Source organism: Streptomyces sp. NPDC096105 (genome assembly GCF_044763335.1).
Taxonomy (GTDB): Bacteria; Actinomycetota; Actinomycetes; order Streptomycetales; family Streptomycetaceae; genus Streptomyces.
Window position 1 is genome coordinate 103,330 of the sequence record NZ_JBIWGC010000002.1, and the last position, 12,050, is coordinate 115,379.

At 71.4% G+C, this 12,050-nt stretch carries 13 protein-coding genes and 1 tRNA gene; 9 read left to right on the plus strand and 5 right to left on the minus strand.

The genetic code is table 11. The features are described 5' to 3' along the window. Nucleotides 1-139: 139 nt before the first annotated feature. The 3 genes from ACIQ8B_RS03230 to ACIQ8B_RS03240 all read right to left on the minus strand — a co-directional run bounded on the left by ACIQ8B_RS03230 (nt 140) and on the right by ACIQ8B_RS03240 (nt 3,057). Nucleotides 140-1,792 carry a long-chain fatty acid--CoA ligase gene (locus ACIQ8B_RS03230; RefSeq protein WP_290002079.1) on the minus strand — a complete coding sequence of 551 codons (1,653 nt, stop codon included), beginning with the start codon at nt 1,790-1,792 and terminating at the stop codon, nt 140-142. A gap of 144 nt (nt 1,793-1,936) precedes the next feature. Further along, nucleotides 1,937-2,497 (minus strand): SigE family RNA polymerase sigma factor, encoded by a 561-nt coding sequence (locus tag ACIQ8B_RS03235; protein WP_106413471.1) that lies wholly within the window; start codon nt 2,495-2,497, stop codon nt 1,937-1,939. Between the two features lie 269 nt (nt 2,498-2,766). Next, entirely contained in the window at nt 2,767-3,057 is a 291-nt protein-coding gene (locus ACIQ8B_RS03240; RefSeq protein ID WP_290002081.1) for a hypothetical protein, read from the minus strand. 357 nt (nt 3,058-3,414) lie between these two features. On the opposite strand from ACIQ8B_RS03240, the gene ACIQ8B_RS03245 reads away from it, so the two are divergent. The 7 genes from ACIQ8B_RS03245 (at nt 3,415) to ACIQ8B_RS03275 (ending at nt 8,003) form a co-directional block, all read left to right on the plus strand. Continuing rightward, complete coding sequence (locus tag ACIQ8B_RS03245; RefSeq protein WP_403544887.1) at nt 3,415-4,275, plus strand: bifunctional DNA primase/polymerase; 861 nt, start codon at nt 3,415-3,417, stop codon at nt 4,273-4,275. A gap of 100 nt (nt 4,276-4,375) precedes the next feature. Continuing rightward, the gene (locus ACIQ8B_RS03250) at nt 4,376-4,807 is read left to right on the plus strand and encodes a hypothetical protein (protein WP_403544889.1); all 432 of its coding nucleotides are present in this window, start codon (nt 4,376-4,378) and stop codon (nt 4,805-4,807) included. Then, nucleotides 4,804-5,343, plus strand: coding sequence for a DinB family protein (locus ACIQ8B_RS03255; protein WP_403544891.1), 540 nt, complete (start codon nt 4,804-4,806; stop codon nt 5,341-5,343). Before ACIQ8B_RS03250 ends, ACIQ8B_RS03255 begins: the two co-directional genes overlap by 4 nt. Before the next feature lie 343 nt (nt 5,344-5,686). Continuing rightward, nucleotides 5,687-5,911 (plus strand): cold shock domain-containing protein, encoded by a 225-nt coding sequence (locus ACIQ8B_RS03260; RefSeq protein WP_403544893.1) that lies wholly within the window; start codon nt 5,687-5,689, stop codon nt 5,909-5,911. 89 nt (nt 5,912-6,000) lie between these two features. Next, entirely contained in the window at nt 6,001-6,552 is a 552-nt protein-coding gene (locus tag ACIQ8B_RS03265; RefSeq protein ID WP_403544895.1) for a YdcF family protein, read from the plus strand. A 657-nt stretch (nt 6,553-7,209) separates the two neighbouring features. Further along, the gene (locus ACIQ8B_RS03270; RefSeq protein WP_403544897.1) at nt 7,210-7,503 is read left to right on the plus strand and encodes a WGxxGxxG family protein; all 294 of its coding nucleotides are present in this window, start codon (nt 7,210-7,212) and stop codon (nt 7,501-7,503) included. A 269-nt stretch (nt 7,504-7,772) separates the two neighbouring features. Continuing rightward, nucleotides 7,773-8,003 carry a hypothetical protein gene (locus tag ACIQ8B_RS03275; protein ID WP_403544899.1) on the plus strand — a complete coding sequence of 77 codons (231 nt, stop codon included), beginning with the start codon at nt 7,773-7,775 and terminating at the stop codon, nt 8,001-8,003. A gap of 251 nt (nt 8,004-8,254) precedes the next feature. Here the strand turns inward: ACIQ8B_RS03275 and ACIQ8B_RS03280 are convergent. Together ACIQ8B_RS03280 and ACIQ8B_RS03285 are read right to left on the minus strand one after the other, a co-directional pair. Then, nucleotides 8,255-8,341 (minus strand) — tRNA-Ser (locus ACIQ8B_RS03280). A gap of 64 nt (nt 8,342-8,405) precedes the next feature. Continuing rightward, the gene (locus ACIQ8B_RS03285) at nt 8,406-9,857 is read right to left on the minus strand and encodes a S1C family serine protease (protein WP_403544901.1); all 1,452 of its coding nucleotides are present in this window, start codon (nt 9,855-9,857) and stop codon (nt 8,406-8,408) included. 294 nt (nt 9,858-10,151) lie between these two features. On the opposite strand from ACIQ8B_RS03285, the gene ACIQ8B_RS03290 reads away from it, so the two are divergent. Beyond that, a complete protein-coding gene (locus ACIQ8B_RS03290) occupies nt 10,152-10,982 on the plus strand; it encodes a glycerophosphodiester phosphodiesterase (RefSeq protein ID WP_403544903.1) in 831 nt (276 codons plus the stop codon). Between the two features lie 213 nt (nt 10,983-11,195). Continuing rightward, nucleotides 11,196-11,840, plus strand: a complete 645-nt coding sequence (locus ACIQ8B_RS03295; protein ID WP_290002755.1) for an ATP-binding protein — start codon at nt 11,196-11,198, stop codon at nt 11,838-11,840. Nucleotides 11,841-12,050 lie beyond the last annotated feature (210 nt).

Below are 12,050 nucleotides of genomic sequence, written 5' to 3' on the forward strand. Positions count from 1 at the left end.
GCCCCCCCGCGCCCCCCGCGCGGGGGGGGGGGGGGCGGCGGGGGGGGGGGGGGGGCCGGGGGGGGCGGCGGGGGGGGGGGGGGGGGGGGCGGCCGCCCCCCCCCCCCCCCCCCGCCCCGCGACCGGGTCCGGACCTCGGTCAGATCCGCGTGACGTCCAGCGTGCCCTCGGCGTACTGCCGGCGCAGCACCTTCTTGTCGAACTTGCCGACGCTGGTCTTCGGCACCGCCTCGATCACCGTCCAGCGCTCCGGCAGCTGCCACTTGGCGATCTTCCCCTCCTCCTGGAGGAAGGCGCGCAGGGTGGTGAAGTCGGCGGTGGCGCCCTCCTTGAGGACGACCGTGGCGAGCGGGCGCTCGCCCCACTTGTCGTCGGGGACGGCGACCACGGCGGCCTCGGCGACGTCCGGGTGCGCCATGAGCGCGTTCTCCAGCTCCACCGAGGAGATCCACTCGCCGCCCGACTTGATGACGTCCTTGGCGCGGTCGGTCAGGGTGAGGAAACCGTCCGGGCTGATGGTGCCGACGTCGCCGGTCTTGAGCCAGCCGTCCTCGCTGAACTTGTCGGCCGGGCGCAGCGGTTCGGCGTCGGGGCCGTTGTAGTAGGCGCCCGCGATCCACGGGCCGCGCACCTCCAGCTCGCCCGCGGACTCGCCGTCCCAGGGGAGGCGTTCGCCGCCGGGGCCGGTGAGGCGGGCCTCGACACCGGCCGGGAAGCGGCCCTGGGTCAGCCGGTAGGCGAACTCCTCGTCGGTGCCCACGGCGTGGGCCGGCGGACGGGCGATCGTGCCGAGCGGGGAGGTCTCCGTCATGCCCCAGGCGTGGCAGACCCGCATGCCCAGCTTGTCGAACGCCTCCATCAGCGAGGGCGGGCAGGCGGAACCGCCGATGGTGACCTGGGTGAGGGAGGAGACGTCCCGGGGGCGGGCGGTGAGCTCGGCGAGCAGCCCCTGCCAGATGGTGGGGACGGCGGCGGCGTGGGTCGGCTTCTCGCCCTCGATCATCTCGGCGAGCGGGACGGGCTGGAGGAAGCGGTCCGGCATCAGCATGTTGACGCCGCTCATGAACGTGGCGTGCGGCAGGCCCCAGGCGTTCACGTGGAACTGCGGGACGACGACCAGGGAGGTGTCCTGGTCGGTCAGGCCCATCGACTGGGTCATGTTCACCTGCATCGAGTGCAGGTAGATCGAACGGTGGCTGTAGACCACGCCCTTGGGGTCACCGGTGGTGCCGGAGGTGTAGCACATGGCGGCGGCGGCCCGCTCGTCCAGCTCCGGCCAGTCGTAGGCGACGGGCTGCCCGGCGAGCAGCTCCTCGTACTCGTGCACCTGGACGTGGGTGGCGGCCAGGGGGGTGCGGTCGCCGGGGCCGGAGACGACGACGTGCTCGACGGTCCTGAGGTGCGGCAGCAGCGGGGCGATCAGCGGGATCAGCGAGCCGTTGACGATGACGACGCGGTCGGCGGCGTGGTTGACGATCCACGCGAGCTGCTCGGCCGGCAGACGGAGGTTGAGGGTGTGGAGCACGGCGCCCATGGAGGGGATCGCGAAGTACGCCTCGACGTGCTCGGCGTTGTTCCACATCAGGGTGGCGACCCGCTCGTCGCCGGTGACCCCGAGGTCCTCGCGCAGGGCGTGCGCCAGCTGGGCGGCCCGGGCGCCGATCTCCGCGTAGGAACGGCGCTGTGCTCCCTCGCCGGTCCAGGTGATCACCTGCGAAGTGCCGTGGATCGTCGACCCGTGGGTCAGGATCCTCGAGATCAGCAGCGGTACGTCCTGCATGGTGCTCAGCACGGCGTCCTCCTGGGCGACATTGCCTGGCGTCGGTACGGGTTGCGCTGATTCTGCGCACATACCGCGCGGTATGTCACTAGGGGAGCGGATGATCGATCACGCTCCGGCGGACGGCGTCCCCCGTCAGGTTCCGCTCATTCCTCCTCAATTCCTCACAAGTCCCAGCTCGGCGTCCTCCCGGAGCTTGCCGAGCGCCCGTGACACGGCGGACTTCACCGTCCCGACCGAGACGCCGAGCACCTCCGCCGTCTGGGCCTCGCTGAGATCCTCGTAGTACCGCAGCACGACCATCGCCCGCTGGCGGGCCGGCAGCCGCATGACCGCCCGCCACATCGCGTCGCGCAGGGCCTGCTGCTCGGCGGGGTCGTCGCGGCCCGGCACCGGGTCCGGCTCGGGCAGCTCGTCGCAGGCGAACTCGTCGACCTTGCGCTTGCGCCACTGCGAGGTGCGCGTGTTCACCAGCGCCCGGCGGACGTAGCCGTCCAGCGCCCGGTGGTCCTCTATCCGCTCCCAGGCGACGTACGTCTTGGCGAGCGCGGTCTGCAGCAGGTCCTCCGCGTCGCTGGGGTTTCCGGTCAGCGACCGGGCGGTCCGCAGGAGCACCGGCTGGCGGGCCCTCATGTACGACGAGAACGACGCGTACGGGAGGGTCTGCCTCGCCGGGGCAGCGGCGTTCGAAGCGCTGGTGCAGACGGGTGTGGTCATGTCCCCCACGCTATGAGCGGGGCCGGTCCGGCGGATCGGCCGCAGGTCCCGAAGCCGGATCCCCCTCAGGTTGTAGGGGTGGGGCCCGCCGCACCTCCTGTAGGTGGACGAGCGGATGAGGGACCCTGCGGGTCGTCCCTGAGCGCCGGCGCCCGGCGCGGCGGCACCGTAGCGCCGCCGCACGGACGTCCTCCCCCCGCTCTCCGTCCCCCTTCTTCCCCCCTCTTTCCGCCCCCTGCTTCCCCTCTTCCCGCTCCCCTCCTGCTCCGTCAGAGCGCCGGCCACCAGAAGGGGGAGAAGCTGATGGCCACGTTGTCCTCGCCCTGGTTGACGCTCGTGAACGCGGAGCCGTTGACCTGGGCGGTATTGCTCTCGTTCTCGGCTCCGGATCCGGTGGCCTGCTGCTGTGTGGTGGCGGAGGTGCCGAAGTTGTCGCCGCCGACTCCGGTACCGAGGGCGCCGACGCCGTTGTCCGCCGTCGCGACTCCCGCGAAGAGCGCGGCCGCGAGCGGGAGCGCGGAGACGGCGGCGATGACGCGGGCGGTACGGATGCTTGCCATGTTGTGTTCCCTCCAGAACCAAGGACGCACCGGATCGAAGGCCGTCCATGCGTGAACTACGGCTTCCACCAGGGGAGTAGCCCCCCGCCCTGGTGCTGTGCGCGACGTCGCAAGATCAGGATTGCCCAGCGGATCCCGCTGAACCACCCCGGAAGCCATGATTCGCACGCAAGCGTGAGAACCCGCCGATAAACCCCGACTCGACCCTGATGCGCGGCCCGTTCACCACCGGGTGGCGCCGGCCTCGACGCTCCAAGGGAGGAAGCGTTTCAGCATCACGCCGATCCGTCCCCACGCCCCGGGCGCACCGCCCTTTACCCTCTTCCCTTCTTCGAACGTGTGTACGAACATAGGAGCATGGCCACCACCGACCGGCAGGCCACGACGCTGGCCCTCGCACACGCCCTGTCAGCCGCCGAACGCGGACTGGCCGTCATCCCGCTGTCCCGCACCAAGCTCCCGGCCCTGCGCTCCCCCCACCGCGACGACCCGGCCCACCCGCCCTGCCACGGCGAGTGCGGCCGCTTCGGCCACGGCGTGTACGACGCCACCACCGACCCGGCGCGGATCCGCGCCCTGTTCGCCGCCGCGCCCCGCGCGACCGGCTACGGCATCGCCTGCGGCCTGCCCCCGTACCACCTCATCGGTGTCGACCTGGACACCAAGAACGGCACCGACCCCGGCGCCGCCCTCCGAACCCTCGCCTCCCGGCACGGCTTCACCGTCCCGCCCACGGTGGTCGTCCTCACCCCGAGCGGCGGCCGCCACCTCTGGCTGAGCGGACCGCCCGACGTCGTCGTCCCCAACTCCGCCGGCCGTCTCGCCCCCGGCATCGACATCCGGGGCGCCGGCGGCTATCTCGTCGGCCCCGGCTCCCGTACGGAACGCGGCACGTACCGGGCCGCGCCCGGCACCGCGCACCTGGCGCCCGCGCCCTGCCCGCCGGCCCTGCTGCGCCTGCTCCTGCCGCCGCCCCGCGCGCACCACCCGGCACCGCCGTCCGCCGGCGGACACGGCCAGGGCCTGGTGCAGTTCGTGCTCGGGGCGCACGAGGGCCAGCGCAACACCCGCCTGTTCTGGGCGGCCTGCCGCGCCTACGAGGGCGGCCTCGCCCCCGAACTGGTGGAACCCCTCGTCGACGCGGCCCGCGCCACGGGCCTGTCCGAACGCGAGGCCCGCGCGACGGTCGCGTCGGCCGCCCGCATGACCGGCCACTGAGGCCGCAGCACTGTTCGCCCACACCCCGCTCACGCCCTCACCCGCGCACGCGCCCGAAAATCGAAAGACCCGCATGCACCAGCGCCTTAAAGTGCCGACCATGGCACTCTCCCGCGTCGTCCTCGCCTCGGGCCGCCCGGTCGACCTGGCCGAGCTGCGCCTGTCGGCGACGTACGGGAACGTGCTCGAGGGATACCCGTGCAAGCCGCTGAACGACCTCGTGATCGCCAGGCTGCTCCGGTCCGCCGAACGCGTGCACCCGGGCGCCCCGGTGCACCTGATCCCGCCGCCGCGCGAGTACCCCGACCAGTACGCGGGCGGCTTCGGCCCGGTGGAGGTGCTGCCCGCCGTGACCTGCGTCGGCAGCTTCCGCTCCGAGTCCCTCGCCCCCGGCCGTGACCGCGCCCTGTACCGCTCCCGCCTCACCGTGGTCTGGTTCCAGCCGACGTCGCGCGTCCCCTCGGGCTGCGACGCGGAGACGGCTCTGCTGGACATGGACTGGGAGCGACTCGCCACCGATGAGGAACTGTGACCGCAACCGCCCCCGGCGCCGCCGGCCGGGTCGAACTGATCCGCTGGCAGTTCGACCTGACCTGGTCCCTGTTCGAGTACCACCTGGAACGCCTGGAACCGGAGGACTTCCTCTGGGAGCCCGCCCCGCTCTGCTGGACGGTACGCCGGTCCCCCGAGGGCACCTGGGTCCCCGACTGGGCGGACACGGAACCGGACCCCGTTCCGGTGCCCACCGTCGCGTGGGTGAGCTGGCACATCGGCTGGTGGTGGAGCGTGACGCTGGACCACGCCCGCGAGGACCGCCCGCGCGAGCGGACCGACATCGTGTGGCCCGGCGAGGGCGAGCCCACGGTCGCCTGGCTCCGCTCCCTGCGCACGGAGTGGCTCGCCTGTCTCGACACCCTCACGGACACCGACCTAAACGCCACGGCCCCCTTCCCCTGGCCCGACGACCCGGCCCACACGAAGGCGCACATGCTCGCGTGGGTGAACGCGGAACTGATGAAGAACGCGACGGAGATCGGCCAGCTCCGCATGCTGCGGGCGGCGTCATGACCGACACCGACACCGACACCGACGCCGACGCCGCCCAGCCTGTGCCCTGGTCCCTGCCCGACCTGGACAGGGCGTCCAGGGTCTGCCGGGCTGCCGGCACCTGCGCGCCCGATCGGTTGGCGCACCCGTCGTCGCGGCCGACTGCCGTCGCGGCCGAGGCCGTGCCACAACCGTGCCAGACGCAGAGCTCAGTCACGGTCGACAGCCGTCGCCCGCCCAGCACGCCCACAGATCACGAGGCCGCTCCGCAGCAGGTCAGCAAGCCACCGACCCGTAGGACCCGAGCTTCCCAAGCTGAGGTTCCCGGTACCCCGGCGCATACGGAACCCGTAGGGTTCCCCGCATGGTGACTGCGACTGTCCGCGAGTGGCACGACGAGGAAGGGTGGGGCGTGCTCGACTGCCCGGAGACACCCGGCGGTTGTTGGGGCCACTTCTCCCATATCCAGATGAAGGGCTACCGATCGCTGTCGCCGGGACAGCAGGTAGACCTCCAGTGGGAAGCCCCCGGCTTCAAGCAAGACGGGTACGACTACCGGGCGGTGAACATCGTGCCTCGACCGGCCTGACATCCACACCTGACATCCACGGACCGAACGTCAGCCGCAGCCGGGACGAGCCCGCGGTCCGCCGGCTCCCTCCTTCGGGATCCACAGAAGTGGCTGACACCGCCGTGGACCTGTACAAGCGCGGCCTGGTCCCTCTGCTCGTGTTCACCGGAGCCACGAGCCCGACGACGCGGGAGCGCATGTCCCGCGGCGAAGCCGTCCACTATCGCGAGCGGGCATGGGAGCTGGGGGTTCCCAGCGAGGCCATCCTCGTGGAGCCGCACGCCCGGAACACCGGGGAGAACATCCGCTTCTCCCGGAAGGTGTTGGAGGAGAGCGGGGTAGAGGTTGCCTCCGTGCTGCTGATCAGCAAGCCGTACGAGGAGCGGCGCGCGTACGCCACGGCACGCAAGCTCTGGCCCGAGGTCGACGTCGTCAGCGCTTCCACGCCCATGACCTTCGCCGAGTACGTCGACTCCATCGGCGACGCCCGCTTGGTGATCGACATGCTGGTCGGCGCCCTGCAACGGCTGATGATCTACCCGGATCAGGGATTCATGATCCGCCAGCCAGTACCCGGCGACGTGGCCGAGGCGTACGAGCGCCTGTGCCAAGCCGGGTACATGAGCCGACTCACGACCGCCGCGACATCTTCGACCTGACCAGCGGAACGAGAGCTGTTACAGGTTTCTCTACCTCATCAAGACCCGGCTGCGCTCCGCTCCGCCGGGCGCGCTCCCGGCTCCGCTCCGAGCGCCGCTCCTGCCTTCGGCCCGCTCCGCCCACGCTGCGCCGACGCGCGCCCACGGAAGGAGCAGGGCCGGTGTGATGGGCGAGTGCCCCACAATCGGGGCCGCGGTGAAGGGCATGCCTCCGGCGAGGGCGCTCAGGCTCCAGGACGGCGAGGGCGCTCAGGCTCCAGGACGGCGGGGGCGTCGCGGGCGAGTGCCGGCCGAAGGTGGCGGGCGCGGGGAGCTCCCGTCCCGTCTGCCGTCGACCCAGGCAGAGCCGAGCAGACACGGCACCTGGCGTCCAGGTCGTTCGTACAGTGGCGCGCTCCACCTGGACGCCCTGAACCACGCCCGCTCCACGGTGTGTGGGTCGACGGCGGACGGAACGGGAGCTGGGGGTGAGTGGTGGGCGGGGACGTTCCACCCAGTCACCCATTCGGCCGAATGGCCCTACTTGGTCGCAGGGCCTGCGAAATGGGCTCCACCGCGCTTTGGAAGGAGCTGTGGTGGCTGTCGGAGTTGCACGTCTCTCCAGAATTACCCGATATAGGGGTAAGGCCCATTATATGGGTTATTCAAGGAGGAACTATGCGTCGCGCGACTATCGGTGCTCTCCTGACCGCCGCTCTCATCGCGGGACCCGCTGCGGTCACCGCAGAAGCGCAGACACCAGTGGTGGCCCAGGCAGCCACCGTGCAGACCACCCAGAGTCAAGCGCAGGATGATGACAACAAGGACGATGACGATGGAGGCTGGGGTCTTTGGGGTCTGGCCGGCCTTCTGGGGCTGCTCGGTCTCATCCCTCGTCGGCGTAAGACACACGACACGGGAACGCGTCGGGGTACAGGGACCGGTGGCGCGCACCCGAACGATCGTCTCTGAGTCAGAGCCTGTCAGGACTGTCCGCTTGGCTGACATCAGTCTCTGACACCAACAAGGGCGAACCGAGCCGGTTGACGACGTATCTCTGCGTATCGCCCGCACCAGCATCGCTCAGTTCGAGCGGCGGCGGCCCGCCCCCGTGATCGACCTGATAAAGATGAGGCCCGACCGTAAACGCTCTCGGTTGGGCCTCATCCCCGTTCCCCCGCACGACGGAAGACAGGTCTGGGCGTCGAACGCTGCGTCAGGCCGTAAGGTCGCCTGGAGCTGTGCTCAGCTCGGCACTGCCGAGTCTCGCACTGTCCCTCTCCGCGGCCGTCATCTGCAAGGTCCTGGCATCGAAGGTGAACAACGACGACCAGACCATGGAGACGAACGACGAGGAGAACCGTATGGCTGATGAACCTGAGTCGAGCAGGATGAAGCAGTGGGCGAGCGCCCTTTGTGACGTACTGGGAGACCTTGCAGTCGGCTTCGCGGGCGGGGCAGTGTCGAGCTGAGCGCAGCTCCTCTGCTGTACAGCAACCGCAGACCGACCTCACCCGATAACGTCCCTTCAGGGCCGTAGAGCGGCCGGTACGACCGTTCGCGACCGGCCCACATAGAGCTACGGATCAGAAGGTCCTCGTGCCCCAGTCGTGCCCGATCGAGCGGGGAACCACGGGGAACGATGGGGAGTCCCGGCGCCCAGGCAAGCGGACAGCCCCCGACCGGCTAGCCAGGTCAGGGGCCGTTCTCGCTGTTCTCAGCGCGGAGGCGGTGGGATTTGAACCCACGGTGACATCGCTGCCACGACGGTTTTCAAGACCGTTCCCTTCGGCCGCTCGGGCACGCCTCCCCGCGCCGGCCGGTGATCGGCGGCGCGGGGACAAGGGTAACGGGTTCGGGGGTGGCGGGTGGGGTCAGCTGTCGCCCACGCGGGAGCCCAGGGTGAGTTCCGTGGTGTACTCCTTGCCGCCGCGTTCGTAGGTGACCGTGACCTCGTCGCCGGGCTTGTGGGTCCAGATCTCGCCGATCAGGGTGGGGCCGGAGTCGATGACCCGGTCGTCGAGCTTGATGATGACGTCGCCGGGCTTCAGTCCTGCCTTGTCGGCGGGGCCGCCCGGGTCGACGGGCTCGGTGCCGCCCACGCCCTGCTCGGTGATCTTCGCGCCGTTGGTGGTGTCCTCCAGGGAGACCGACGCGCCGATCTTGGCGTACACCGGCTTGCCGGTCTCGATCAGCTCCTGGGCGACGTACTTGGCCTGGTTGATCGGAATGGCGAAGCCGAGGCCGATCGAGCCGGCCTGGCCCGTGCCGAAGCCGCCGTTGCTGGTCGACTGGATCGCGGAGTTGATGCCGATCACGTTGCCCTGCGCGTCCAGCAGCGGGCCGCCGGAGTTGCCCGGGTTGATGGACGCGTCGGTCTGCAGGGCGCTCATGTAGGAGGCCTTGCTGCCGCTGCCGTCGCTGGAGGCCACCGGGCGGTTCTTCGCGCTGATGATGCCCGTGGTCACCGTGTTGGACAGGCCGAACGGCGCGCCGATGGCGATGGTCGAGTCACCGACCGCCACGTCGTCGGAGTTGCCCAGGGTGAGCGGCTTGAGGTCCGACGGCGCCTTCTTCAGCTTGATGACGGCGACGTCGTACCCCTGCGCGTTGCCGACGACCTCGGCCTCGTACTTCTTGCCGTCGGGGAAGGTCGCCGAGAGGTTGCCGCCGTCGACGGCGTCCGCCACCACGTGGTTGTTGGTGACGATGTGGCCCTGCTTGTCGAAGACGAAGCCCGTGCCCGTGCCGCCCTCGCCGCTGCTGCTCGCGGCCTCGATCGTGACCGTGCTGGGCAGCGCCGCCGCCGCGACCGCGGCGACCGTGCCCGGGTCCCGCTTGACGTTGCCGCCGCTGGTGGTCGACGAGACGGTCGTCGAACCGCCGCTGTCGTTCTCCCGGGCCAGCGTGTAGCCGAGGCCGCCGCCCAGGCCGCCCGCGGCCAGCGCGGCCACCAGCACCGCGGCGACCAGGCCGCCGCGCCGGCGGCCGTTCTTCGGCGCGGGCTGCTGGTACGTGGAGCCCCAGCCGGCGCCCCAGCCGCCACCGCCCTGACCCACGGCGCCGTGTCCGACACCACCGTCGCCGCCGTACGCCGGGGTGGACGGCGGCGGGGGCGGCGGCCAGGAGGGGTCGGGGGCGGAGGACGACTCACCGGCCCCCGCGTCCTGGCGCGTCTGGGGGGCGGGGGGGCCGTAGGGATGGCCGCCCGCCGGAGCCGACCCCGGGTGTGCGCCCTGGGGTGCGGAAGCAGCGGGAGCATCCGCCGGGGGCGGCGGAGCCGACGGGGCCGGGGGTACCGCGGTGCCCTCGTTCTCGGTGCTCACAGCTTCTCTCCTCGATCCACGGCTTATCTGGTCTCGGTCGCACTCGGGCCCGCATGTCACGCGCGCCTGGCGTCCGGCGCGATGCAGATGGAGCTGTGCACGTCTCTTTGTATGACGTCAGCTTTTCCCACACGCCGTCAGGGCACCGTAAGCCGTTCCTGTGGGTCCGGGGCCATTCTTTATATAGGGCATTACTCACGTAAGGTGCGCCACTCGATGGCTCCGACCGGACAGCCGTGCCGATCACGCCACACCGCCCGCACATCCGCCGGCGAGCGGTGGCACCATGACGCGGTGACCCACGCACGACAGCACCTGACCCGAGTCGTCGCGCACCGCGGGGCCTCCGAGGACGCCCCTGAGCACACGCTGGCCGCGTACCGCAAGGCGATCGAGGACGGCGCGGACGCACTCGAATGCGACGTACGCCTCACCGCCGACGGACACCTGGTCTGCGTACACGACCGTCGCGTCAACCGTACGTCGAACGGGCGCGGTGCGGTCTCCGCGCTCGAGCTGTCCGACCTCGCCGCCCTCGACTTCGGCTCCTGGAAGACCCGGGACGCGGCCGGCGGGCCCCGCGTCGAGGAGCCCGACTGGGAGCACCGCCCGGAGGACCGCGAGGCCACCTCCGTGCTCACCCTGGAGCGGCTGCTGGAACTCGTCGCCGACGCCGGACGCCGGGTGGAACTGGCGATCGAGACCAAGCACCCCACACGCTGGGCGGGCCAGGTCGAGGAACGGCTGCTGCTCCTGCTCAAGCGGTTCGGGCTGGACGCGCCCGCCTCCCGCGAGGACTCACCGGTGCGCGTGATGAGTTTCTCCGCGCGCTCCCTGCACCGCGTGCGGGCCGCCGCCCCGACGCTGCCGACGGTCTACCTCATGCAGTTCGTCACACCGCGGCTGCGCGACGGCCGGCTGCCCGACGGCGTGGACATCGCGGGCCCGTCGATCCGCGTCCTGCGCAGCCACCCCACGTACATCGAGCGTCTGCGGCGGACCGGCCGCCAAGTACACGTCTGGACGGTCGACGAGCCGGAGGACGTCGACCTGTGCGTGAGCCTCGGCGTGGACGCCATCATCACCAACCGGCCCCGCGCGGTGCTGGACCGGCTCGGCCGCTGACCGGCACGGACCGGCCGAGGCAGACCTCGGGGACCACGTGGGGCCGCCCCTCCCGCCGCCGCATCCGCCCCGTGTGTCCCCGTGGATCCCTCCTGCCTCTTGACCAACGGGACCCGTCGCCCACATCCTCATATCTCGGCCACATCGACGAAATCCAGCCATGTGACTACGGGGAGTGCTCCGGCGCGTTCGGTGCGTACTCGACCGTTCCGAGTGCGTCACCGCGCACGGACCGGCCGGTTTCCGGCTCAGGCCGATGGGGCATCCACACCGTGGCGTGGGGCGAAGGAGGTCTCGGGGGTGGCGTTGGTGGTGGCACAGGAGGTGCCCACGTCGTCGTGCATGGCCGTGCCCCATGGCCCTGCGGGCGTGGGGAAGGCAAGGCGCCGGATGCGCGCGCAACTGCGCGACGGAGGCGTGCCGGAATCGGTCATCGACGATGCCGTACTGATCCTTTCCGAGCTGTTGAGCAACGCGTGCAAACACGGCCGGCCCTTGGGCGACAGCCTGGCCGGGGACGGCGACGTGCGCGCGGCCTGGCGGGTGGACCCGCGCGGCCGGCTCGTCGTCGAGGTCACCGACGGGGGCGGCCCGACCCGCCCGGCGCCTGCCACCCCGTCGGTCACCGCGCACGGCGGCCGCGGGCTGAACATCATCTCGGCGCTCTCCGACGACTGGGGCGTGCGCGACGAGGTGCCCGGTGAGGTCACGGTGTGGGTGGTCGTCCACGAGGACGTGCACGACCCCGATGCCGGGAGCTGTCACCGCCGTGAGGACTTCGCCGCGCGGGTCACCGCCCCGCCGGTCTCCCGCATCACGGGACTGGACTTCGCGGACGTCTTCGACGACTTGGGCTGAGGACAGGACCGAGGGCAGTCCGTACCGGCGCCGGCCTGGTCGAGGCCGGCGCCGCTCCCGGGGTGCGGGGAGGACCCGCTCCCCGGGCGGGCGTGCTCCCGAGCGGGTCACGCTGACGGGCGCCGGCTCCCGAGGCGGGCAGCGCCGGCACGCCCCGTCGCCCACAGTCCACCCCGTCGCCCACGGACCACCCTGTCCCCGGATCTCCCC